This window comes from Candidatus Methylomirabilota bacterium, from assembly GCA_035936835.1.
Lineage (GTDB): Bacteria > Methylomirabilota > Methylomirabilia > Rokubacteriales > CSP1-6 > AR37.
Genome location: DASYVT010000143.1, coordinates 1 through 23,580, shown reverse-complemented (window position 1 = coordinate 23,580; position 23,580 = coordinate 1). Strand labels below are relative to the sequence as shown.

Sequence of the window (23,580 nt, the reverse complement as noted above, 5' to 3'; positions counted from 1 at the left end):
CGTACTATGGGTATCCGTACCCGGTTTACCAGGAGCCTGTCTACGTGACCGTTCCGGCCTATCAGCCGCAGACGCAGATGTACCTGGCCCCGTCAGTCCAGCCGGACGTTTGCTACGTCGGCGGGTGCTACCGTCTCCAGGGGGACGGCGTGACCGTCGCATACCAATGGGTCTGGGTGCCTGCCGCGCCGCCACCGCCCCCGGGGCCGCCGAGCCGCTAGCGCGCGCTCTGTACCGCTCCCGGGCTACGCGCGCCTGGCTACGTAAGGCTCGAGCGGGAGCTTGCGGATGCGTTTGCCCGTCACGGCAAAGATCGCGTTGCACACGGCCGGCGCCACGGTCGGCACGCCCGGCTCGCCGAGCCCCCCCGGCGCCTGACCCGAATCCAGGATGTGCACCTCCATCTCGGGCGCCTCGTCGATCCGCAGCATCCGGTAGTCGTGGAAGTTCGACTGCTTCACGCGCCCGCGCTCGATGGTGATCTCGCCGTAGAAGACGGCGGTCAGCGCGTAGATCGCGCCGCCCTCCATCTGGGCCTTGACCTGGTCTGGGTTGACCGCGATTCCCGCGTCGATGGCGCCGACGATCTTGTGGACGCGCACCTTGCCGGTGGGTGCCACAGAGACCTCGGCCACGTGGGCGGCGTAGCTACCGTACGAGAAGCCGACGGCGATGCCGCGCGCGCGGCCGGCCGGCAGCGGCGCGCCCCAGTTGGCCTTCTGCGCCGCCAGCTCGAGCACCGCCTTGTGGCGGGGTGACTTGCCGAGAAGCGCTCGGCGGTACTCGAAGGGGTCCTTGCCCGCCGCGTACGCCAGCTCGTCCACGAAGCCCTCGACGATGTAGATGTTTTGCGAGGAGCCGACCGAGCGCCAGAAGCCCACCGGGATGCCGAAGTCCTTGTGGACCCATTCGACGAGGACGTTCGGCACGTCGTAGGGCATGTCGCGCGCGCCCGCGAGCGCCGTCGCGTCGAGGCTGTAGGCCGGCACGCGCCCCTTCTGGATCTGGAGCCCCGGGCCCACGATGCGATTCCACCACGCGACGGGCATGCCCTTGGGGTCGAGCGCGGCCCTGAAGACGTTGTAGGTCGCCGGGCGGTAGAAGCCGTGCTGGATGTCGTCTTCGCGCGTCCACATCACCTTGACGGGCTTGCCCACGGCCTTGGAGGTCTCGACCGCGTCGGTGATGAAGTCCTGCTCGCTGCGCCGGCCGAAGCCGCCGCCGAGGAAGGTGGTGTTGACGACCACCTTGTTCGCCGGCAGCCCTGTCAGCCGCGCACCTGTCTGTTGCGTGCCGCCGGGGTTCTGGGTGGGCGCCCAGATCTCGCAGGCATCCGCCCGCACGTGCGCCGTCGCGTTCATCGGCTCCATGCAGGCGTGCTCGAGGAAGGGCACCTCGTACACGGCCTCGACGATCTTGCCGCCCTCGGCCAGCGCCTTCTCGGCGTCGCCGTCCTTGCGCGCCTGCTGCCCCTTCTGCGCCGACGCGGCCTTGTAGCCGCTGCTGATCTGCGCGCTGGTCAGTGTCGCGAGCGCGCCTTCGTCCCACCTCACGGTGAGCGCCTTGCGTCCCTGGAGCGCCGCCCAGAAGGAATCGGCCACGACGGCCACGCCGTTGGTGACCTTGACCACGTGCGACACGCCCTTGACCCGCTTGGCCGCGGTCGCGTCGAAGCTCTTCATCTCGCCGCCGAAGTCCGGGCAGCGCTCGATCGAGGCGATCAGCATCCCCGGAACCTGCACGTCCATGCCGAAGATTGCCGTGCCGTTGACCTTGACCGGCGTGTCGCGGCGGCGGACGATCTTGCCGATGTAGCGGAACTGGTCGGGCGTTTTGAGCTTGGGGTCCTGCGGCACCAGCAGCTGCGCGGCCTTGTCCACGAGCGCGCCGTAGGGAAGCCGCCGCCCCGTCGGCTTGTGGATGACCACGCCGGGCTCCGTCGTGACCTCGCCCACGGGCGCGCCCCACTCGTTGGCCGCGGCCTGCATCAGCATCTCGCGCGCGGCCGCTCCCGCCTTGCGCAGCATCTGCATGTGGTCGCGCACCCCGCGGCTGCCGCCGTAGGACTGCGTCTTCGTCATCGGATTCGCGTACAGCGCCGGGTTGGCCGGCGCCTGCTGGACCTTGATGCGGTCGAGATCTGCGTCGAGCTCGTCGGCCACGATCATCGGCATGGTCGTCAGCGATCCCTGGCCCATCTCGACCACGGAGTTGACGATGGTGACGAGGCCGTCGCGATCGATCGTGATCCACTGGTTGGGCGTGAAGAGCCCGGGTGTCTGCTGGGCCACGGCTCGGCGCCCCCCGAGCGGGAACTCGAAGCCCACGACGAGGCCCGCTCCCATGGCGAGCCCTCCTTTAATGAGGGTCCGCCGGCTGATCTTCCCGCGCGCCACGGCCATCATGCGCCGCCCTTGCTGACCTGGGCGGCCCGGTGAATGGCCGCGCGGATGCGGACGTACGTCCCGCAGCGGCAGATGTTGCCGCTCATGGCGCGGTCGATATCGGCGTCCGTCGGCGAGGGCTTCTCCGCGAGGAGCGCCGCGGCGGACATGATCTGTCCCGACTGGCAGTAACCGCACTGGGGCACGTCGATCTCGATCCACGCCTTCTGCACGGGATGGTCGGTCCTGTCGGAGAGGCCTTCGATCGTGGTGATCCTCTTGCCGGTCGCCTCGCGGACGGACACGTTGCACGAGCGGACCGCCTTGCCGTCCACGTGCACGGTGCAGGCACCGCAGTGCGCGGCCCCGCAGCCGAACTTGGTGCCGGTGAGCCCGACCTGCTCCCGGATCGCCCACAGCAGCGGCATGTCGGGCGAGGCATCGATCTGGCGGGTCTTGCCGTTGACGGTCAGCGCGAAGGTGGCCATGTCAGCTTTTCAGCCCCGGCATGGTGAAGCCGGCGCTGTCGAGGTCAGCCGCAAGGGCTGCCTTTTGCTCTCGCGTTAACTCCACGAGCGGCGGCCGCACCGCCGCCCACGAGGTGTCGCCTCCGTAGTGTGCGATCGCGGCTTTGAGGGCGGGGATCATCGGGTACTTGGCGAAGATCCCGCGGATCTCGTTGAGCCGCTCCTGCTGCGTGTCGGCGTCCGCCGCCTGCCACGTTGAGAAGAGCCGCGCGATGGCGCCCGAGTTCACGTTGGCCGTGGCGCTGATGCAGCCGACGCCGCCGTGCCGCATGCCCTGGAGGAGGAAGGTCTCGCTTCCCGGGAAGACGTCGAAGCCCTGCTTGGCGAAGTTGTCCAGGTACGCCTTGGTGTTGTTCCAGTCGCCCGAGGAATCCTTGGCGCCGGCGACGATGCCCGGATAGGCCTTGAGAAGCCGCTCTATTAAAGGAAGGGTGATGGCGATCTGAGAAACCGGCGGGATGTGGTACAGGTAGATTCGCAGCCGCCGGTCGCCCACGCGCTCGATCACTTCCGCGAAGTTCTTGAAGAGCCCGTCGTCCGAGACGCCCTTGTAGTAGAAGGGCGGCAGCATGAGCACGCCGCCGCAGCCGAGCTTCATGGCGTGCGCCGTCAGCCGCACCGAATCGGTCAGCGCGCAGCAACCCGTCCCCGGCATCATCCGGCCTGGGTCCACGCCCGCGCGCACCAGGCGGTCCAGCAGCTCGACCTTCTCGTCGGTGGAGAGCGACGTGGCCTCCGAGTTGGTCCCGAACACCGCCAGGCCCACGTCCTGGGAGAGCAGCCAGCGGCACTGGCGCGCGAACCGCTCCGGATCAGGGGTGAGGTCGGCCTTGAAGGGTGTGACGACGGGGGAGAGGACACCGGTGATTCGATCCTTGGTGCTCACGCGTTGGGCTCCTTGGGTGCGAAAGGGTCCTTGGCGGCGATTATGCTATCACCAATTGAAGACCGCCAAGAGGTTGTGGGAGTCATCGGTCCAGACGCCGACGCGAGGCTTCTGCTCGAGCTTCGCGGCCGTCCAGCCCTCGTCCTTCGTCAGGTTGCCCAGCGCCTCGGGAGTCCGGGCCAGCACGGCCCAGGTGGAGGCGGTCGCGCCCTCGGCCTCGGGGGATGGGTCGTGGCGGAGCAGCCGGCCGTCGAGCCCGGCGTCCTCGGCGAGGTTCGCTACCACCGGTTCGAGCGAGAGATACCGGTTCGAGAGGTGGAGGACGAGCAGGCCGCGCACATTCAGCATGTCGAAATAGAGGCGGAGGGCTTCCCGCGTCAGCAGGTGCACGGGGATGGCGTCAGAGCTGAAGGCATCCACCACGATGAGGTCGTAGCGCTCCCCGGGGCGCTCCTTCCGCACCTGGCCCATGCGGATGCGGGCGTCGCCCATCTCGATGCGCACAGTGGCGCCCCGCGCGATCGCGTCGGGCACATACGAGAAATAGAAGCGGTTGGTGGCGATGTCCCGTACCAGGCCGTCGATCTCGTAGAACGTCATGGTATCACCGAGCCGGGCGAAGGCGGCCATCGTGCCCGTCCCGAGTCCGACTACGGCTACGCGGATCACGGGGCTCCGGCGCTCGAGCTCGGCCAGGACGAGCGCGATCGGGCTGCCGCGGTGGTAGTAGGCGAGGGGCTCCATGCGCCGGGCGGGGTCGAGGCTCTGCCGGCCGTGGAGCGTGGTGCCGTGGCGGAGCTCCGTGTAGCCCTCCGGCGGATCGCGGTCGCGTGAGACTTGGAGGACGCCGAAGAAGCTCCGCGCCCGGAAGATCTGGTTGCCGTTCCGCGCGTCCACGAAATCTCCCACGACCAGCACGAGGGCGAGGCCCAGCGCCAGGGCCGGCGGGCGCCGCCGCAGGAAGAAGAGCGCGATGAGCGGCACGCCGTACATCAGGACCTTGTTGGCCGTCTTCTCGGCGGGCGTGACCCATTGCGCGACCGTGTCGGACGGGATCCTGAGCAGCGTGGTGAAGAAGGCGGTGTCGAGCCGCACGACGACGAGGTCCGAGTACAGGGCGAGGCCTGCCGCGCCGACCGCCAAAGCCAGGGCCACGTCCACCGCGAGTGCGCGCGCGGTCCGGATTGACACCTGCCGCGCACGGCCCACGAGCAGGCACGCCAACGCCATCACGAGCGGGTACTCGATGAGCGAGTGGAAGACGAGAGGCGCGATCAGCGCGTTGAAAAGCCCGCCCAGCACGCCGCCCAGCGAGAGCAGAAGATAGAAGTGGGTCAGGTGCCGCGACGTCGGACGCGTGAGGGCCAGCTCGCCGTGGCAGGCAAGGGCGACGACGAAGAGCAGCAGGAAGTGCCAGAGGGCCGTCATCCAGATGCGCTGCTTGAAGCCGGAGAGCATGAGGAAGAAGACGACGAGGACGACCGGGGCGGTCGCTGCCACGACCAGGCGGTGAAGGCGCGCGGGCCAGCGGCCGAAGGCCAGGATGAAGCTCAGGAGATAGATGACCAGCGGCAAGACCCAGAGCAGGGGCACGGCGGCGAGGTCCGTCGTGATGTACGTGGTTGCGCCGAGCAGGAGGCTCGACGGCACGAAGGCGAGCGCGATCCAGCGCAAGTATCGCGCCCAGCTTGGCGGCGGCTCAGGCGGCGTCTCCGTTGCCGCGCCGCCCTCCGCGTCTTCGCTCACGGGTTCGGCCGCGCGCCGCCAGAGCGTCAGGACGCAGCACGCGATCAGGACGGCGAGCGCGACATACCCGAAGCTCCAGAGGCGCGTCTGCGTCAGCCAGCCGTCGCCCCTGAGATGCAGCCGCGGCTCGATGAGGGTCGGATAACCCAGCAGCGCCAGCATGCTGCCGAGGTTGCTCGCGGCGTAAAGGAAGTAGGGATCCCGCGCGGCCGGGTGACCCGTGCGCGTGAACCACTTCTGGATGAGCGGCGCGGTTGCGCTGACCACGAGGAAGGGCAGCCCCACCGAGACCGAGAGCAGGAGCAGCACGTCGAGGACCGGGTTGGCTCCGCCGCCGCGCAGGAGGGCCGGGTTCACGGCCAGCGGCAGGACGCCGAGCGGCAGTGCGAGCAGGGCCAGGTGAAGAAGCATCTGGCGGCGGACGCCGAGCCAGGCCGCGCTCGCGTGGGCGTAGGCATAGCCCCCGAGGAGCACGGCCTGGAAGAAGACCATGCACGTGCTCCACACGGCCGGGGTGCCGCCGAGGAGCGGCAGGATCATCTTGCCCACCATCGGCTGCACCACGAACAGCAGTGTGGCGCCGGCGAACATCGTGACCGCGTAGAGCAGGAGGAGGGCGATCAGGCCGAAATCCTCATGTCGCCCCAAACCTAGCACAGGGCGGTCGGTGGTAGACTACGCGTCGTGACTTCCGCCTCGACAACCCAAGAGGAGATCGACCCCAAGAGGAGATCGACCAATGACCGACAAGGGTGATCTGCTGTACGACCCGACGGCCGAGCCGAGGATCCTGGCCGCGGGGCTGGCGCCGCGGCTGGCCAGTCTTCAAGGCACACGCGCCGGCATACTCGACAACAGCAAGGCCAATGCCGGCACGCTGATGCTGGCCGTCGTCAAGCGCCTGAAGGAGCGCTACGGCGTCCGCGACGTCGTCAAGCGCGAGAAGGGCATCGCGGGGCCGCCCTCGCCCTCGATCCTTGCCGATCTCACGACGTGCGACTTCGTCCTGGTCGGCAGCGCCGACTGAGGGTCGTGCACGTCGTGGAGTATCCACGGCGCCATCGTGTTGGAGCAGCACGGCATTCCGACCGTGGTCATGGGGACCAAGGAGTTCGAGACACTGGCCACGCTCGAGGCACGGAACCGGGGTCTCGCCGACCTTCCTCTTGCCCTCATCCCGCATCCCTTGGGCGGCATCCGTGAGGAGGAGGTCGTGCGCAAGGCGGACCTCGCCATCGATATGGTCGTCCGCGCGGTAACCAAGGCGTGACCGCGCCGGGCCCCGCGGCCAAGACCTTTCGCCTGGACGGCTCCTACACGGCCATCAACGGCCTCTACCAGGAGCGCGGCTGGACCGACGGGCTTCCGATCGTCCCACCCACGGACGACTTCGTGCGCGAGTTCTTGCGCTTCACTGACCGCGACCTTCGGGAGGTGGTGGCCGTCCTGCCGCCGCGGCAGGGCGAGGCCACGGTCGAGCGGATCGCGGTCAACGCCGTCATGGCCGGCTGCAGGCCCGAGTACCTGCCGGTCGTCATCACCGCCATCGAGGCCCTGGCGGATTCGGCCTTCAACCTCGACTCTGTCCAGGCCACGACGCATCCCGTGGCGCCGCTCATCATCGTCAACGGCCCCATCGCGCGCGAGCTCGAGATCAACGCGGGCTACAACGTCTTCGGCCAGGGCTTCCGCGCCAACATGACCATCGGCCGCGCCGTGCGGCTCCTCCTCATGAACGTGGGCGGCGGGCTGCCCGGCACCGGCGATCGCGCGACCCAGGGCAGCCCGGCCAAGATCGCCTACTGCGTGGCGGAGAACGAAGCGGCGAATCCGTGGGAGCCGCTCCACGTGGAGCACGGCTTCCCGGCCGACGTGAGCACCGTCACCGCGATCGGCTGCGAGGGCCCGCACAATATCCAGGACCACTACAGCTACACGGGTCTGGGCATCCTCAAGATCATTGCCGGCGCGATGGGCCAGGCCGGCAGCAACAATCTCCTCGCCTTTGGCCACCCGCTGCTGTCGCTCGGGCCCGAGCACGCCGCCACCATCGCGGGGGACGGCTACACCAAGCGACAGGTCAAGGAGTTCATCTTCGAGCACGCGCGCTTTCCACTCGGCCGGCTCGGCGAGGAGTACCGGCGCCTGCACGTCGACCACCGCCGCGCGGTCGATTCGCCCGACACCCTCCTGCCGATCGTCAAGTCGCCCGACGACATCTCGGTGATCGTCGTCGGCGGGGCCGGGAAGCACTCGTGCTGGCAGCCGACCTTCGGGGATCAGACCGCGCCGACGCGGCGCCCCATCGCGCGCAAGGACGGGACGCCCTTGCGAAGCATCACCGCCCTGCGCCCCTAACAGGTTGTCTCCAGCCCTCCGAGTCGGCAATACAGGTGTGCGTGGGCCCTTAGGACCCACGCATCGGTCATTGGCCAGGGGGAGCCGGAGGTGGAGGGGGTGGTGTCATCGGCTGGGTCGGCACCCACACCCACTGATACGGTACCTGGATGCCGTCGCCCTGTAGGTAGTAGCAACCGCCGGCGTAGCAAGATGTCCTCTGGATCGACACCTGAGCCTGAGGCGGGGCCACGACCGAAGGATACGGCGCGACTACCACAGGGGCTGGAGTGTAGACCACAGGAGGGTACGCGGGATAGGCGTAGGCGCGAGGACCCCAGATGTAGCTCGCGGCGCCCAGGGCAGCGATGCCGAAGAGCCACGGGCCGGGACCCCAATAACCGTTCCCGCCGTGGCTTCCACCACCATGCCGGGCCCCGCCCCCGCCGTGCCATCGACCACCACCCCACCCACCAGCTGCCTCGGCCGCCATGGGCGGGACCGCCATGACGGTCACCCCGATCACCAGAGCTACCGCGAGAATCTTCTTCATCACAGGCCTCCTTTCACCGTTATTTTCCACCCACCTATTTCAATTGGAGGAGACGTGCCATGTCCCTGCCTCTCAAGACGGATGGAAGGGCCTCAGCGTTTACATTGGCCTCCGGAACCGCCCGGGTCAGCACTGGCTCAGCCCCGCCCTCATAACTTTCATGTAAATGGACGACTGGGCTGCCTCGTCTATTCGACACAGGCGGATAGCCATCATCCGCCCGGTGGTAGCGCCGGAAGAGCACCCCGCAGTGGCAGGGGCCGAGGGGGCCCGAGGAGGCATGCGATGAGAATCTTGAGGAAAATCGTGGCGACCGTCGTTGCCGTCGTTCTAATGATCCCCGCGACACTGATCGCCCAGGAGCTGCCACGGCCCATACCGTTCTCGCCCGTACCGTTTTCCCCCGTACCGTTTTCCAATGAAGATCTCGAACAGCTCGCCGCGCCGGTTGCGCTCTATCCGGACCCTCTGCTGGCGCAGGTGTTGATGGCCGCCACCTATCCCGTCGAGGTCGTGCAGGCGGCCCGGTTCGTCCAGGCCAACCCCACTCTTAGGGATAGCCGGCTGGGCGAGGCGCTCAGGTACCAGAACTGGGATGACAGCGTGAAGGCGCTCGTCTCCTTCCCGCAGATCCTCGCCATGATGGACGGCAAGCTCGACTGGACCCAGCGGCTCGGCGATGCCTTCCTGGCTCAGGAGCAGGATCTGATGGACGCCGTGCAGGTGCTCCGCGCTCGGGCGCAGGCGCAAGGCACGCTCACCAGCTCACCACAGCAGGTCGTGACGATGCAGGCCCCCTACATCTATATCCAGCCGGCCAGCCCGCAGGTGATCTACGTGCCGGTCTACAACCCTCTCATCGTCTTCGGGCCGTGGCCCTATCCGGCTCGCCAGCCGTACTACTACCGCCCGGCCGGATGGCCCGTGGCCACGGGCTTCTTCGGGTTGGGCGGCGGCATCTTCGTCGGGTTCGGGCTCTGGGGGACTTGCGACTGGCACCGCCACGTCGTCTTCGTCGACGTCGCCCGGTATCGCCGCTTCACCGAGGTCGTGAACGTCGAAGGACGACGGGGCGGGATCGAGCACGGGAGGATCGGGCCGCGGGAGGGTGATCGGCTCGCGTGGCAGCACGACGTCCGGCATCGGGAGAACGTCGAGGTCCGCCATACGGCAGCGCAGCAGCACGTGGCCGCTCCGAGGCCGGCTGTTGTCCCGTCCCGCGAGCCCTTCCGGGGTCGTGTGGAGCAGCCGCGAGTAGAGCAGCCACGGGCGGAGCAGCCGCGCGTGGAGCAGCGGCGGGTGGAGCATCCGCGGGCTGAACAGCCGAGGGCGGGACAGCCTCGAGTGGAGCAGCCGCGGGCAGAGCAGGGCCGCCCGCAGCCAGGGCGCGGCGGACAGGAAGCGGTCCGGCCGAGCGTCCAGCCGGCGCCACGGCCCGAGTCCAGCCGGCCCCAGCCGGGAGACTCGCCGCGCGTGCAGGCGCGCGTCCAGGCGAACCCCGGCCCTGCGCCCGCACAGCGACGGGAGCCCGGCGAGCGTGGTCATGAGAACCGGGAGAGCGTCGCTCCGACCAGTCCCTCCGTCCGGAATGCGCACGTCGCGGCCGTCGCGACCGGAAGCGTCCATGAAGCGAGCAGCCCAAGCGCCTCGAGCGGCAGCGTCCAGGGCGGCGGGGCGCGGCGATGAGCCGGGTGTGACGCGCTAGGCGTCTCCGCCCTAGGAGGCGAACTCCCGCAGGACTCGACCCGGCCGGCCGCAGTCGGCGATCACACCCCGCGGGTCCACCGCGCGGACGCCGTTGACCCACACGCCGTGGAGGCCCACGGCCGGCGTGTCGAGACGCGCCGCGCCGGTCGGCAGGTCGTTGACGCGGCGCTTCGGGCCGCGCGCGACGGTCGTGGGATCGAACAGCATCAGGTCCGCCCATGCGCCGGGCACGATGCGGCCGCGGCCGGGGATCCTGTACGCGTCCGCCACGGTGCTGGTCACGGCGCGCACCGCCTGCGGGAGCGTCATGTCGCCGCGCTCGCGCACCCAGTGGCCGAAGAGGTGCAGGCCAAAACCCGCGTCGCAGAGGAAGGAGAGGTGCGCCCCCGCATCCGACAGCGCGACGGCCGCGCACGGATGCCGCAGGAGCTCGGAGACCTTCTTCTCATCTGTGTTGAAGAGCCGGCAGTCGAACATCGTGTCCAGGTCGTCGTCGAGCCCCAGATCGAGGAAGACGTCCCAGGGCTCGCGCTTCTGATCGCGAGCGAGCTGCCCGATGACCTGGCCCTCGAGATGGCGCAGCGAAGGCCTCTTCACTTCCATCACCGTCAGGTAGTCCCAGTTCTCGTTGCTGATGCGGTTCGGCACGCCGGGCTGCGCCATCTCGTGGATCAGCGCGCGGCGGAAGGCCGGATCGGCCAGGATCTGCCGGTAGCGCGTCTCGTCGGGCGCCGTCAGCGCCGGGCGCCACGCCATCAGCGCCTCGAGCGGGTAGGGATGGCGCAGCGTGAACTCCATGCCGAGCGGGAAGCAACCCACCTGCGCCCAGAGCTCGCGGCCGCGGGTGCGCGCCTGCTCGATCTCGCCCAGCTCCCTGAAGACACGCGTGGGATCGCCCGGGTCCACGAACATGGCCGCGATCATGACGGGCCGGCCGTTGGCCCCCGCGATCTTCTCGAGCCAGGGGATGGTGGAGGTCATGCCCTTGGTCAGCATGAAGACGCCGCGCTTGGCCTCGCCGAGCGCGCCCGTGAGCGCGAGCATCTCCTTCTCGTCCGCCAGCCGGGAGGGCATCGGGATGCCGCCTTCACCGTTGTGCTGCTCGAGCGTGGAGGTCGCGAAGCCGATGGCGCCCGCCTTGACGGCCTCGAGCACGATGCGCCGCATCTCCGCGATCTCGGCGTCCGTCGCCGCGCGCTTCGCCGCATCCTCACCCAGCACATACGTCCGCACCGAGGAATGCCCGACGAAGGACGCCACGTTCGGGACGATGCCGCGCCGCTCGATCGAGCCGAGGTATTCGGGATAGCTTTCGAAATCCCACTGGATCCCCGCGCGCATCGCGTCCAGCGACATGCCCTCGACGTGGGTCAGGTTGCGCATGATCACGTCGCGGTGCTGCGGCCGGCAGGGCGCAATGGTGAAGCCGCAGTTGCCGATCACCACGGTGGTCACGCCCAGCGCCGTGGAGGGCGTGGCGAAGGGATCCCAGGTCAGCTGGGCGTCGTAGTGCGTGTGGATGTCCACGATGCCCGGGGCCAGCACCAGCCCCTGCGCGTCCACCCGCTGCCTGGCCGCGCCCAGATCTGTGCCGATCGCGGCGATCCGGCCGCCCGTGACCGCGACGCCTCCCGCGCGCTCCGGGGCGCCCAGACCGTCGATGATGCGCGCATTGTCGATGACGAGATCGTGCACGTTATGAAGCCTCCGTGTGGGGTGGTGGCGTTGCAGTCCTTCTGACGTTGTTCAGCGTAGTCCGGACCCCTTCTCGGGTCAACAGGCTGGACACCCGTTCACAGAGCGGAATCGACCTCCGGGGTCTTGAGCTCGTCGAGAAGCACGCGCGCCTCTCTCAGGTCTGTCGTGTCGAACCCCTCGGTGAACCAGCCATGAATCTCGGCAAGCAGCCGGGCCGCCTCCTGGCGCTTGCCCTGGCGCTGCCACAGCCTGCCCAGGGAGACCACCGCTCGCAGCTCCCATGATTTCGCGCTCTGCCGGCGGGCAATGTCGATTGCCTGACGAAACGCAATCTCCGCATCCTGCCCCGCCGCTGGATCACGCGCGAGCAACAGCTCTCCCTTGAGACGATAGTAGTCCGAATCCCAGAGCCGCGTTCCGGTTGCGTCGGCCATGGCCTGCGCATCCGCGACCGCGCCCAACCCCTCATCAGCTGCGCCATGCTTCAAGAGCGCCGTGGCCAGGAGGGAGAACAACGCCGGAACGCAGAGCTCGTTCCCCGTCGCCCGGTACTCGGCAATGGCTCCGCGAAGCTGCGCGATAGCAGCCTCACCACCCCCCTGCTCCGCCTGGAACCAGGCAGCGAACACCTTCCCAAACAACAGCCATTGCGGAAATCCGTGCTCGGTCGAGAGCGTGATGATCGATTCCGCCAGCTCGCGTACGACCGCCCCGTCTCCTCGTAGCTGATGGATCAGCATCGCGAACGGGAGAGCACTGACGATGCTCCCCAGGTGGCCGAGATCCCTGGCCAGGGCCAGGCCCGAGCGGCCGCGTTCCAGCGCACTCTTCGGGTACCCCAAGAACCAGAGGGCCATCCCCGAATGCATTCGGCAGCACGCGCCTGGGTCGTGCCCGCCGTAGAGGAAGGCCAGCGAGGCATGCGCCTCTCGATCGTAGAGCGCCATGCCTTTCTCGCCATGTCGTCGGGTCGCTTCCGGCTCGCCCGACCACAGGGTGCTGGGTGACATCGCGTGGTGCGCCTCGAGCAGCAGCGCCCGATCGCCCAGCCGTTCCGCCACGGCCAGAAGCTCTTCGGCGAACGGCCGGGCCCTGTCGTAGCGTCCTCGTCCCACCGTGTGCAACCAGAGACCCCACAGCGCCTGAAAGAGTTCGATCGGCTCGGCGAGCTCCTCGGACAGCTCGCGCGCGCGAGCGTACGTTTTCTCGACTTCCGCCGCGCCGAATCCCCGTGCCATCTGGAGCGCGGGCCCGAGCGCGAGGCGCATCCGCAGCTCCTGCCGCATCTGCTCGCGGCCAGGCGGCAATCTCCCGGCGAGCTCGAGGCCCTGGGTCAAATACGCGATGGCCTCGGGGTAGGTCGAGCGTCTGAACGCCTTGGCTCCGGCCTCATGGAGGTAGGTGACGGCCCGGTCCCACACTTCACCTCTCACCGCGTGATGGGCGAGCTGCTCGACCTGCTCGGTCAATCGACCGGCAAAGAGCCGCTCGATCGCTTCGACGATCCGCGCATGGAGCGTGCGCCGGCGGTCCCCCAGGAGCGTCCCATACGCGACCTCGTGCGTCAGCGCGTGCTTGAAGGTGTGCTCGAGCTCGGGGAAGAGATTGGTCTCGTACAGGAACTCGGCGGATTGGAGCTGGACGAGATGCTGTCGAAGCTGCTCGTCCGGCATGTCGGCGATGGCCTGGAGCAACCCGAACGGCACGTCGGTGCCGATGACGGACGCCGCCTGCAACACACCCTTCTCCGTCGATGGCAAGCGATCGATCCGGGCGGCGAGAAGCGCCTTCACGGTCGCGGGCACCTCGATCGTGCTCAGCGGATTCTGTAGCCGGTAGGCGCCCCGGCCGCCTACGAGCACCCGGGTCTCGACGAGCATCCTGACGCTCTCCTCCAGGAAGAATGGCGTCCCCTCCGTGCGCCGGACCAGGAGGGACTTCAACGGCTGAACCGTCGGGTCGTCACCGAGGAGGGCGTCGAGGAGCTCGTGGGCGCTCGCCGCGGGCAGGGGGTCGATTCGCAGCTGCCGATAGTACGTCTTGGAGCCCCACGCGTGCTGGTACTCGGGGCGGTAGTTGACGAGCAGCAGGACGCGGGCCGCCGGGAGGCTCTCCACCAGCGCGTCCACCAGCGCCTGCGTTTCGGCGTCGATCCAGTGCAAGTCCTCGAACACCACCACCACTGGCTGGGCCTGGCTCTCTCGCAAGAGCAGCCGCTTCACGCCGTCGAGAGTCTGCTGACGTCGCTGCGGCGGGTCGAGGCGCTCCCACTGCGGATCGTCGGCCGGAACCTCGAGAAGCCACAGGAACGCGGCCATGAACGGATCGAGGGCCCGGTCGAGCGACAGGAGCCGGCCCGTCACCTTTTCCCGGATGATCCGGGCATCGTCCCGGCTCTCGATCCGGAAATAGCTCCTCAACAGCTCGATCACAGGGAGGTACGCGGTGGCCTTGCCGTACGAGACGGAAACGCTCTCGATGACCAAGCAGTCCTGCACGCGATGCGAGTGGCCGAACTCGTAGTACAGGCGAGACTTTCCCACGCCGGGCTCGCCGACCACGGCGATGAGCTGCCCACGCCCGGCTCTCGCGTGGTCGAGCCCCTGGGACAGCTGCTCCATCTCGCCGGTCCGCCCGACGAACGTCGTCAACCCGCGCGCCGCCGCGGCCTGGAACCGCGATCGGACCGTGGATGCGCCGACCATCTCGTACACCTCGATCGGCTCCGCCAGACCTTTCACCGGCGTCGGGCCGATGGATCGGACCTCGATGTACCCCTCGGCCAGCGCCAGGGTGTCGGAGGTGAGCAGGGTCGAACCGGGATCGGCGAGCTGTTCCATTCGCGCGGCCAGATGCGTCGTCTGCCCCACCGCCGTGTAGTCCATCCGGAGGTCGCTTCCGATCGACCGCACCACAACCTCGCCGGAGTTCAGCCCGATCCGGATGCGGACCGTGACCCCTTGAGCCCGCCGAACCTCCTCCGCGTACCGCTTCACCATCTCCTGCATCCGGAGCGCGGCGTAGCAGGCGCGCACGGCATGGTCCTCGTGGGCCAGCGGGGCCCCGAAGAGCGCCATGATGCCGTCACCCATGACCTGATTGACCGTGCCCTCGTAACGGTGGACCGCCTCCATCATCCGCTGGAGCACGGGGTCGAGGAGGTTCCGCGCCTCTTCGGGATCGCGATCGGCGAGGAGCTCCATCGAGCCCTTGAGGTCAGCGAAGAGCACGGTCACTTGCTTGCGCTCGCCTTCGAGGGCGCTCCTGGAGGTGAGAATCTTCTCGGCGAGGTGCTTGGGCGTGTACGAGTCGGGTGTGCCGAATCTCGGCGGGGCGCCGGGCTCGCTCGCGGGATGCGCGCACTCGGAGCAGAACTTGGCTGTCGGCGCGAGCTGGGTGCCGCAGTTCGCGCAGATTCGCGCGAGCGGAGCGGCGCACTCCTCGCAGAACTTCGCCTGCGATCGGTTCTCGTGCTGGCAGCGCGGACACTTCACACCGGGGCCTCCCAGCGAGCCACTCCGAGTGGAGGTCAGAAGAGTACGGCGAGCTTAGTCTGTGGGACCCGAGCGGTCAAGGCGCGGGCGGGCAGCGCCCGGCCGCATCCACCGCCACACGCGCTCGGGCGTGATGGGCAGCGACCGGATCGTCACGCCGAAGGGGGCCAGCGCGTCTTCCACCGCGTTGGCCACGGCCGCGGGCCCCGGGATGGCTCCGCCCTCCCCGACGCCCTTCGCGCCGAGCGGCGTGAACGGCGAGGGATGCTCGAGCCGCTCCACCTCGATCATGGGCACGTCGGTGGCCGTCGGCTTCAGATAGTCGAGGAAGGTGGAGGTGAGGAGCTGCCCCTGCGCGTCATAGCGGAATTCCTCCAGCAGCGCGGCGCCGATGCCGTGCACGGTGGAGCCGTGGACCATCCCTTCCACGATGAGCGGATTGAGCTCGCGGCCGCAGTCGTGAGCGACCAGATACTTGAGAACCGTGACCACCCCGGTCCGCGGATGCACCTCGACCAGGCAGCAGTGCGCCGCGTTCGAGAAGACGAGCTGAGAGCGCACGCGCCGCTCGGCGTCGACGGGCGCCGCGAGCGGATTCTGGTGCGCGTGGCGCGACTCGAGCCCGGGCTCTTCGCCCGGCGGGAGGCCGAGCACGTCGGCGTACGCGGTTCGCGCGAGCTCGGCGAAGGCGACGCGCCGGTCCGGCGCGCCCCGCACGACGACGGCGCCGTCGCGCAGCTCGAGATCGTCCGGGTCGATCTCGAGGCGATGCGCGGCCAGCCGGCGGAGCTTGTCCGCCACCCGGCGGGCGGCGCCCACGATCGCGCCGACATCCGTGACGGAGAACTTGTTCGAATAGTTGCCCGAGAGGTAGAGCCAGGGTGTCGTCGCCGAGTCGAAGCCCCGGGTGACCGCGACGGCCCCTGGGTTGACCCCGAGCTCGTCGGCCACGATCTGCGCGATCACGGTCTCGTAGCCCTGCCCGCTGGACGGGTCGCCGACGGCCACGCGGACCTGCCCGTCCGGCTCCATCCGGACCATCGCGGCCTCGGCCGATCCGGACACGGTCCGCCGGCCGGTGACGAGCTCGTAGGAGGCGAGGTTGGTTCCCGCGGGCTCAATCGACGTGGCGATCCCGATGCCGAGGAGACGCCGCTCGCGGCGCGCGCGGGCCTGCTCGGCGCGCCAGCCCGCGTAGTCGAAGCATTCCAACGCGCGCCGGAGCGTCGCCGGATAGTCGCCGCTGTCGTACTGGGCGCCCGGCGGTGTCGTGTAGGGCATCTCGTCCGCCGTAACGTAGTTGCGCAGGCGGATCTCCGCCGGATCCAAGCCGAGCCGCCGGGCGAGGAGCGCCATCGAGCGCTCGATCGCGTAGCACATAATGGGCTTGCCGATCCCGCGGTTGGCCCCGCTCGGGCACTTGGTGGTCAACACCGACCAGGCCTCGTAGCGGATGGCGGGGATGCGATAGCCGTTGGCGATGTTCCCCAGCTTGATGAGGTTGTGCTGGCTCGGCGTAACGAGATTCTTCCCCTCGTCGGCGACGTCGCGAACGCTCAAGGCGAGCAGCGTGCCGTCCGCCTGGTACGCCAGCTCCACGTCCATCACGCCGTTACAGGCATGCATGAGGGCGGTGAGGTTCTCGATCCGGTCCTCGATCCACTTCACGGGGCGCCCCGCCGCCCGCGCCAGGAGCGCGCAGATGAGGAGATATGCCGGCCGCCGCTTGTTGCCGAAGCCGCCGCCGATGTCGGGGCAGCTCAACCGGATGCGAGACTGCGGGACGCCCAGCGAGGCCGCGAGGATCGAGATGGTCAAGCCGGGCCGCTGGTCGTTCGTCCAGAACTCGAAGCTGTCCATCCCCGCGTCGTAGGCGGCGATGGCGCCAAAGGTCTCGAGCGGTGTCGAGGCGTAGCGCTGAATCGTGAATCGCTCGCGGAGGACGCCGTGGGCCCGCGCCATCGCGCCGTCGACGTCGCCATACGTGAGTGTGTCGTGCCAGACGACATTCGTGCCGAGCTCCGGATACAGGAGCGTCGTGCCGGGCCGCAGAGCGTCCTCGGGATCCACCACGGCCGGGAGCGGGTCGTACTCGACGCGGATCAGCTCGAGCGCGTCCTCGGCCGTCGCGCGATCGACGGCCGCCACCGCCGCCACGGGCTCGCCGACATACCGCGCGCGGTCCACCGCCAGGCAGTAGTCCGACACGACGGCGGTCGTTGGAATGAGCGGCCGGATCGGTCCGGAAAGGCGCGCGGCGTCCGCGCCCGTCAGTACGGTGGCCACACCCGGGAGCGCGGCGGCCGCGCGCGTGTCGATGGACACGATCCGGGCGTGGGCATGCGGGCTTCTCAGGAACGCCGCGTGGAGCTGCCCCGGCTGGCCGAGGTCGTCGATGAAGCGGCCGCGTCCCGCGACGAAGCGGACGTCTTCCTTGAGCGGCAGGGCGGTGCCCACCCAGCGCGTGGCGCCGGCGGGCTCGCTCACGCGGTCTCTCCGGCGCCGCCGCGGAGGCCCGCCGCTGCCTGGGTGACGGCCCGGACGATATTGACGTAGCCCGTGCACATGCAGAGCTGGCCGGCCAGGGCTAGGCGGATCTCGCCGGGCGACGGCGCCGGATTCGCCTCCAGGAGCTCCGTGACGGTGACGATCATGCCGGGCGTGCAGAACCCGCACTGCATCGCGTGCGTGGCGCAGAAGGCCTGCTGGAGCGGGCTCAGCCCCTCGGGCGGGGTCAAACCCTCGATCGTGGTCACGGTGGCGCCATCCAGCTGGACCGCAAAGAGCAGGCAGCTCCGCGCGCTGCGCCCGTCGACGAAGACGGTGCAGGCGCCGCACACGCCGTGCTCGCAGCCCACGTGCGTGCCGGTGAGCCCGAGATCTTCACGCAGGAAGTCGGCCAGGGAGTGGCGCGCCGAGATCTCGCGCTCGATGACGCGGCCGTTCACGGTGAGCCGGATCGACAGGTGTTCGGCCGGCGCGATCATGACGCCCGCGCGGCGTCGAGCCGCGTGAGCGCCTGGCTCACGGCGTCTTCGGTCAATACCGCCGCGAGATGGCGGCGATACTCCGCCGAGGCATGGACGTCATCCGGCGGATCACACGCCTCGGCAGCGGCAGCGGCCGCCCGCGTTAATGCGGCGCTCGGGTCGCGGCCTTGGCCCGTGAGGATCTCCTCCGCTGCGGCGAACCGCACGGGCCGGTCGCCCACGCCGAAACCCACGAGCCGCGCGGACTCGCAGCGCACCGACGACCCGGCCGCACGGCCCAGGAGGGCCACCACGCCGGCCAAGGCAAAGTCGCCCACCCGGCGCACGACTTCGGCGAAGCCCCAGCCCGGTCCCTGTGGCGGCACGCGGATCTCCAGCAGGATCTCGTCCGGCGACAGGGCGGTCGTCATCAGGCCGAGAAAGAACTCCGAGGCTTGGATTGTCCGCGCGCCGCGGCAGCCGTGGAGGCGGAGCTCCGCGCCGAGGGCGACCAGCGCGGCGGGAAGCTCGGCAGCAGGGTCGGCGTGAGCGAGGCTGCCGCCGAGCGTGCCGCGATGCCTGATGGCCGCGTGGCCTATATGGCGCGCGGCGTCGGCGAGGAGCGGGGCCCGCTCGATCACGGTGGCGGAATCCACGAGCGCGGCATGGCGCACGAGGGCGCCGATGCTGAGACCGCCGTCGGCGCTGGGGGTGATGTGATCGAGCCCCGGCACGCCGTTGAGATCGATCAGCACCGCCGGGCGCACGAGGCGCAGGTTGAGCATCGGCACCAGGCTCTGCCCGCCCGCCAGGATCTTGACGTCGTGGTCGGCGGCTGCGAGGAGCTCCACCGCGTCGGCGAGGTTTTGGGGCCGCGCGTACCGGAACGGGGCCGGCTTCACTCCCGCCGCCGCTAGCCCATCAGGAGCGCGCCCGGCACCTCGCGCCCCATCGTCTGGATCTGCTCCCCGCTGATGCCCTCGGCCTGGAGCCCCGCCACGAACATCTGGAGACCATCCGCGGGCGTCGGGTTGCCCGCCTGGCCGAGGTCCGTGCCGAGCACGAAGTGCTGCGCGCCCACGCTCTTGATGCACGCCGCGGTCACCGCGAGCGGCACCCGCGGCGAGTGGCGCATGAACTCGAGCACGTTCTCCGGCCCCACCAGGATGCCCAGCGCGCACAGCTCCATCTTCGCGCCCATTGCCGCCGCCTTCTTCATGTGCGCGGGCGTCATCCCGACGACGTCGAACTGCGCGTGGGTGACCACGATGCGGTCGCACCCCTCCTCGCGCGCGGCGGCGATCAACGCCAGCGCCTGCTCGGCCGAGGCGTGCCCCGTGTGGACCACGAGCCGCTGGGCGGCGCAGACCTTCATCACCTCGCGCGCCGCCGGCAGCACCGCACCGCGCGGGTCTACCACGCAGATACCCGTGGGCACGCGGATGCCCGCGGGCGCCGGGCCCGCGCGGCGGACGTGGTTGTCGGCGTCGAAGGTCGGGAACCACACGACGCGGCCGTAGCCACCCTGCATCCGCCACATCCACTCCACGGCCTGCGGGTTGAGCCCGCCGACGGCGCCGTTCAGCGTGACGCCGCCGAAGATCTTCACCCCGGGCACGTGCTTGCGCGCGAGCCACGCGCGATCGGCGGTGAGGGTGACGTGGCTCTTGAACACCACCGCTTCCATCTGCCGCGCGGCGGCCAGCGCGGCCAGCTCGTCGTCGTCCACGGAGCGGCCGAAGACGTCCGGCGCCGCGTGCGTGTGAAAGTCGATCAGGCCGCGGATCGGGCTCACGGGCGGTGGAGGGGGAGAGTAGCCGCGGACTCCCGTGTTCGCTGCGGGCTCACGCGCCGGCCCTTCGGCTCGCCGTCCGCGCGCGGCCGGCGCCGCCGGGCGGCCATGCCCGCGTGGCGCCGCGACAGCGACGCAGCCGCACATGACCGCGCACGCCGCGCTCACAGCGTCAGCCCCCCGTCCAGGTAGAGTGTCTGGCCGGTCATGTAGTCGGCCGCCGCCGAAGCGAGGTAGACGGCGAGGAGGCCGACCTCGCGGAGCCGTCCCTCCCGCTGGAGCGGCACCGTCTGCTGGGCGCGGCGGACCGCCTCGGCGTAGCCAGCCTCGCCGGCGGTCACCGCGTCGGGGAAGAGCCCGGGCGCGATCGAATTCACCTGGACGCCGAAGGGCGCCCACTCGAGCGCCAGCGCCCGGGTGAATCCCACCAGCGCCGTCTTCGCGGCGGCATAGATCGTCAGGTTGACGCCGCCCCGGGCGGAGGCGAAGGAGCCGATGTTGATGATCTTGCCGGAGCGCCGGGCCAGCATGTGCGGGCCCACGGCCCGACTGCAGAGCACGGCCTCCGTCAGGTTGAGATCGAGGATGAGGCGGTATTCGTCATCGGTCAGCGGGCCGGGGGTCAGCGGACCGGGCGCTTTCGCTGCTTGATCCGATAGGGGGCCCGGCAGAGGCACGAGCGGCTTCCGGATGGAGTCGCCAAGATTGTTGACGAGCACGTCGAGCGCGCCGAACTCCTTGAGGATGCGGCTCATCGCGCGCTCCACCTCGTCCGACTTGGTCACGTCCGCGACGAGGGGCACCACGCGCCGGCCCGTCGCCTTGGCGATGTCGGTCGCGAGGCCCGTCACGTGCCTGTCGGTCAGGCTATTGATGATGACGTCCGCGCCGGCCTCGGCGAGGGCCTGGGCGATGCCCTTGCCGATGCCGCGGCCCGCGCCCGTCACGAACGCCACCTTGCCGGTCAGATCGTATTCATGGATGGCCATCTGTCCGTCCTAAGACCAGACGTCGATTGGAATCGGCAGCCCGTCGAGGTCGGCGTCGGCCAGCGGCGCGTCAGCCCGCACGCCCATGCGCTCCAGGAACCAGTAGATCTGGCGCAGGTGCTGGGCGGCGTGCCACGTCGTGCGCTCCATGAAATCGTGGGCCGTCTGCGGGCCGTAGTACGTGCTGACGTCGCCGTCGCACCAGGTCGGCCGCGCGCAGTACGTGGCGAGCCGCCGGCGCACCGTCTCGCCGTAGCGGGCGACGGCATCGCCGTCGGCCATCTCTGCCGGCGCCTGCTCGTCGAACACGTGCTCGGACAGGTGCCCCTCCTCGCGCGTGTCGACGTAGGCCGCGCTCAGGCGGAAGACGTGGAAGCCCAGCTGGCGCACCGACCGGTCGCGCCCTGGCGCCTTCATGCCGAGGTGCTCGCGCGGGACCTGGCGGATCGCGCGCTGGGTCGCCGACAGCACGGTGTCGAGCCGCCGCGCCAGCTCGGCCGGCGCCAGCTGTAGGCGCTCCACGTAGCGCGCCCCCACCAGCTCGGCGAGCGCCTTCGGGTTCCAGCCGTGGACCACGCGGTCGCCGACGATCGTCGCCGGCACGCGGGGGACGCCGAACGGCTCGAGGTCACGCCGCCGCTCGGGCTCGGCTTCGACGTCGAACCCCTCGAACGTCACTCCCCATGACGAAAGCAACTCTTTCGTCTTGGCGCAGGAGCTTCAGCCCTGACGGTAATAGACTCGCGGAGTATCCATGAGCCGCCTCTCTAGAAAGGTTTGCCGAGGAGAAAGGAGGGGTCGAGCGGCGCCACCGCGGCGCCGATCGCGGCCGCGCGCGCCGCGCCGAGCTTGTTGAGCCCGGCCAGGGCCGCCACCTTGTAGCACTCGGCCAGCGTCGGGTAGTTGAACACGTGGTCCACGAAGTAGCGGACGGTGCCGCCCAGCGCCATCACGGCCTGGCCGATATGGATCAGCTCCGTGGCGCCCTCGCCGATCACGTGGACGCCCAAGAGCGCCCCCGTCTCGCTGTGGAAGATCAGCTTGAGCCGCCCGGTCGTGTCGCCGATGATCTGGCCCCGCGCAATCTCTCGATAGTACGCCATGCCGACCTCGTAGGGCACGCCGGCAGTGGTCAGCTCTTCCTCGGTGCGCCCGACGAAGGAGATCTCGGGGATCGTGTAGAGCCCGTACGGGAAGAGTGCCGGCACCGTTACCGTCGGGATGCCGAAGGCGTTGGCCGAGGCCACGCGCCCCTGCTCCATGGAGACGGAGGCCAGGCTGGGGAAGCCCACGACGTCGCCCGCGGCGAAGATGTGCGGCACCGCGGTCCGGAAATTGCCGTCCACCTTGAGGCGCCCGCGCGGGTCGGCCTCGAGCCCGGCCGCCGCCAGGTTGAGCGCCGCCGTGCTGCCGTACCGACCGACGGCGTAGAGGAGCACGTCGGCGTGGAGCGTCTTCCGGCTCTTGAGATGCGCCGTGACTCCGCCGCCCGGATCGCGCTCGACCCGTTCCACGCTCTCGCCGATGCGGAACGTGACGCGGTTCTCGCGCATGTGGTACATCAGCGCCTCGATGATCTCGCCGTCGGCGAACTCGAGCAGGCGCGTGCGCCCGTCCACCACCGTGACCATGGCGCCGAGCGTCGAGAAGATGCAGGCGTACTCCATGCCGATCACGCCGGCGCCGACCACGATCATGGTGGCGGGGATCTTCGTCAGGTTGAAGATGCCGTCGGCGTCGATGATGGCGGCGCCGTCGATCGGGACCTCCGGAGAAACCGCGGTCACGGTGCCCGTGGCGATGACGAATCGCTCGGCGCGGATCAGCGTCGCGGGCCCTTCGCCCTCGACCTTGACGGTGTGCGGATCGACGAACGAGGCCTGTCCCTCGAGAACGTCCACGCCGTTGCGCCCGAACTGCGAGCGGTAGACGTCGTTCTCCTTCTGGATCACGTGGTGGCACCGGAACATCAGGTCCTGGACGGTGATCGTCTGCTTGACGCGGTAGGAGTGGCCGTAGAGCCCGCGCTGCTGAAAACCCGAGAGGTACAGCACGGCCTCGCGCAGCGTCTTGGACGGGATCGTGCCCGTATTGAGGCAGACGCCGCCCACGCACGCAAGGCGCTCCACGATGGCGACGCGGCGGCCGAGCTTGGCGGCCTGGATGGCGGCGTGGTGGCCCGCCGGGCCGCTGCCGATGACGATCAGCTCGTATTCCGTCATGGGGTCGTCATTCTAGCATCGTCATCCGCGGGCTAGCATCGTCATCCGCGGGCTAGCATCGTCATCCGAGGGGCACGATGGCGTAGAAGCGCGGCTCTGCGCCGACCACGCGGGTGATGTGCCCCTGGCCGCTTAGGTCTTCGGCCAGGACCACGTCGCCCGGCCCGATCCGCGCCACCGTGCCGTCGCCCACCTCGATCTCGGCGGTCCCGGACAGCGAGATCGAGTACTGCCGGCGGGGCGCGCAATGCCAGTCGAGCACGTACCCAGGCGGCG

18 protein-coding genes and 1 pseudogene are annotated in these 23,580 nt (G+C 69.5%); 5 read left to right on the top strand and 14 right to left on the bottom strand.

Annotated elements, in window-relative coordinates:
* A partial coding sequence (locus VGV06_12590; protein HEV2055989.1) for a hypothetical protein occupies positions 1 to 221 on the top strand: 221 nt, incomplete at its 5' end.
* 24 nt (positions 222 to 245) lie between these two features.
* On the opposite strand, the gene VGV06_12585 is transcribed toward VGV06_12590, so the two are convergent.
* Genes VGV06_12585 through VGV06_12570 form a run of 4 tightly spaced genes read right to left on the bottom strand, consistent with a single transcriptional unit; the run spans position 246 to position 6,191 of the window.
* Entirely contained in the window at positions 246 to 2,345 is a 2,100-nt protein-coding gene (locus VGV06_12585) for a xanthine dehydrogenase family protein molybdopterin-binding subunit (protein ID HEV2055988.1), read from the bottom strand.
* Positions 2,346 to 2,401: 56 nt separating this feature from the next.
* Positions 2,402 to 2,872: a (2Fe-2S)-binding protein gene (locus tag VGV06_12580; GenBank protein HEV2055987.1), complete on the bottom strand. Its 471-nt coding sequence runs from the start codon at positions 2,870 to 2,872 to the stop codon at positions 2,402 to 2,404.
* 1 nt (position 2,873) lies between these two features.
* A complete protein-coding gene (locus tag VGV06_12575) occupies positions 2,874 to 3,797 on the bottom strand; it encodes a dihydrodipicolinate synthase family protein (GenBank protein HEV2055986.1) in 924 nt (307 codons plus the stop codon).
* A gap of 48 nt (positions 3,798 to 3,845) precedes the next feature.
* Entirely contained in the window at positions 3,846 to 6,191 is a 2,346-nt protein-coding gene (locus VGV06_12570) for a fused MFS/spermidine synthase (GenBank protein ID HEV2055985.1), read from the bottom strand.
* A 91-nt stretch (positions 6,192 to 6,282) separates the two neighbouring features.
* On the opposite strand from VGV06_12570, the gene VGV06_12565 reads away from it, so the two are divergent.
* From VGV06_12565 to VGV06_12550, 4 genes are all read left to right on the top strand, one after another.
* Entirely contained in the window at positions 6,283 to 6,570 is a 288-nt protein-coding gene (locus VGV06_12565) for a hypothetical protein (protein ID HEV2055984.1), read from the top strand.
* A 36-nt stretch (positions 6,571 to 6,606) separates the two neighbouring features.
* Positions 6,607 to 6,813 (top strand): hypothetical protein, encoded by a 207-nt coding sequence (locus VGV06_12560; GenBank protein ID HEV2055983.1) that lies wholly within the window; start codon positions 6,607 to 6,609, stop codon positions 6,811 to 6,813.
* Positions 6,810 to 7,901, top strand: coding sequence for a hypothetical protein (locus VGV06_12555; GenBank protein ID HEV2055982.1), 1,092 nt, complete (start codon positions 6,810 to 6,812; stop codon positions 7,899 to 7,901). Before VGV06_12560 ends, VGV06_12555 begins: the two co-directional genes overlap by 4 nt.
* 817 nt (positions 7,902 to 8,718) lie before the next feature.
* Entirely contained in the window at positions 8,719 to 10,119 is a 1,401-nt protein-coding gene (locus tag VGV06_12550) for a DUF3300 domain-containing protein (protein ID HEV2055981.1), read from the top strand.
* Positions 10,120 to 10,149: 30 nt separating this feature from the next.
* Here the strand turns inward: VGV06_12550 and VGV06_12545 are convergent, their stop codons facing one another.
* The 10 genes and pseudogenes from VGV06_12545 to VGV06_12500 all read right to left on the bottom strand — a co-directional run.
* Positions 10,150 to 11,835: an amidohydrolase family protein gene (locus tag VGV06_12545; GenBank protein ID HEV2055980.1), complete on the bottom strand. Its 1,686-nt coding sequence runs from the start codon at positions 11,833 to 11,835 to the stop codon at positions 10,150 to 10,152.
* Positions 11,836 to 11,933: 98 nt separating this feature from the next.
* Entirely contained in the window at positions 11,934 to 15,332 is a 3,399-nt protein-coding gene (locus VGV06_12540; protein ID HEV2055979.1) for an adenylate/guanylate cyclase domain-containing protein, read from the bottom strand.
* A 54-nt stretch (positions 15,333 to 15,386) separates the two neighbouring features.
* Complete coding sequence (locus VGV06_12535; GenBank protein HEV2055978.1) at positions 15,387 to 17,819, bottom strand: xanthine dehydrogenase family protein molybdopterin-binding subunit; 2,433 nt, start codon at positions 17,817 to 17,819, stop codon at positions 15,387 to 15,389.
* Entirely contained in the window at positions 17,816 to 18,319 is a 504-nt protein-coding gene (locus VGV06_12530) for a (2Fe-2S)-binding protein (GenBank protein HEV2055977.1), read from the bottom strand. The genes VGV06_12535 and VGV06_12530 overlap by 4 nt, the downstream gene beginning before the upstream one ends.
* Positions 18,316 to 19,203, bottom strand: coding sequence for a xanthine dehydrogenase family protein subunit M (locus VGV06_12525; protein HEV2055976.1), 888 nt, complete (start codon positions 19,201 to 19,203; stop codon positions 18,316 to 18,318). Before VGV06_12525 ends, VGV06_12530 begins: the two co-directional genes overlap by 4 nt.
* An 11-nt stretch (positions 19,204 to 19,214) precedes the next feature.
* On the bottom strand, positions 19,215 to 20,096 hold the full coding sequence (locus VGV06_12520) for a DUF6282 family protein (GenBank protein ID HEV2055975.1): 882 nt from the start codon (positions 20,094 to 20,096) through the stop codon (positions 19,215 to 19,217).
* 161 nt (positions 20,097 to 20,257) lie between these two features.
* Positions 20,258 to 21,082 carry an SDR family oxidoreductase gene (locus VGV06_12515; GenBank protein HEV2055974.1) on the bottom strand — a complete coding sequence of 275 codons (825 nt, stop codon included), beginning with the start codon at positions 21,080 to 21,082 and terminating at the stop codon, positions 20,258 to 20,260.
* Between the two features lie 9 nt (positions 21,083 to 21,091).
* Positions 21,092 to 21,784, bottom strand: a pseudogene (locus VGV06_12510) (hypothetical protein).
* Between the two features lie 65 nt (positions 21,785 to 21,849).
* The gene (sthA, locus tag VGV06_12505) at positions 21,850 to 23,304 is read right to left on the bottom strand and encodes a Si-specific NAD(P)(+) transhydrogenase (GenBank protein HEV2055973.1); all 1,455 of its coding nucleotides are present in this window, start codon (positions 23,302 to 23,304) and stop codon (positions 21,850 to 21,852) included.
* A 61-nt stretch (positions 23,305 to 23,365) separates the two neighbouring features.
* Positions 23,366 to 23,580, bottom strand: a 215-nt coding sequence (locus tag VGV06_12500; protein ID HEV2055972.1) for a hypothetical protein, incomplete at its 5' end; no start/stop codon positions are given.

What these genes read in the sequence shown, in the direction of transcription:
- VGV06_12585 (HEV2055988.1), bottom strand. Translation starts at nt 2,345, where the DNA reads ATGGGAGCGGGCCTCGTCGTGGGCTTCGAGTTCCCGCTCGGGGGGCGC.
- VGV06_12580 (HEV2055987.1), bottom strand. Translation starts at nt 2,872, where the DNA reads ATGGCCACCTTCGCGCTGACCGTCAACGGCAAGACCCGCCAGATCGAT.
- VGV06_12565 (HEV2055984.1), top strand. Translation starts at nt 6,283, where the DNA reads ATGACCGACAAGGGTGATCTGCTGTACGACCCGACGGCCGAGCCGAGG.
- VGV06_12550 (HEV2055981.1), top strand. Translation starts at nt 8,719, where the DNA reads ATGAGAATCTTGAGGAAAATCGTGGCGACCGTCGTTGCCGTCGTTCTA.
- VGV06_12530 (HEV2055977.1), bottom strand. Translation starts at nt 18,319, where the DNA reads ATGATCGCGCCGGCCGAACACCTGTCGATCCGGCTCACCGTGAACGGC.
- VGV06_12515 (HEV2055974.1), bottom strand. Translation starts at nt 21,082, where the DNA reads ATGGCCATCCATGAATACGATCTGACCGGCAAGGTGGCGTTCGTGACG.
- sthA (HEV2055973.1), bottom strand. Translation starts at nt 23,304, where the DNA reads ATGACGGAATACGAGCTGATCGTCATCGGCAGCGGCCCGGCGGGCCAC.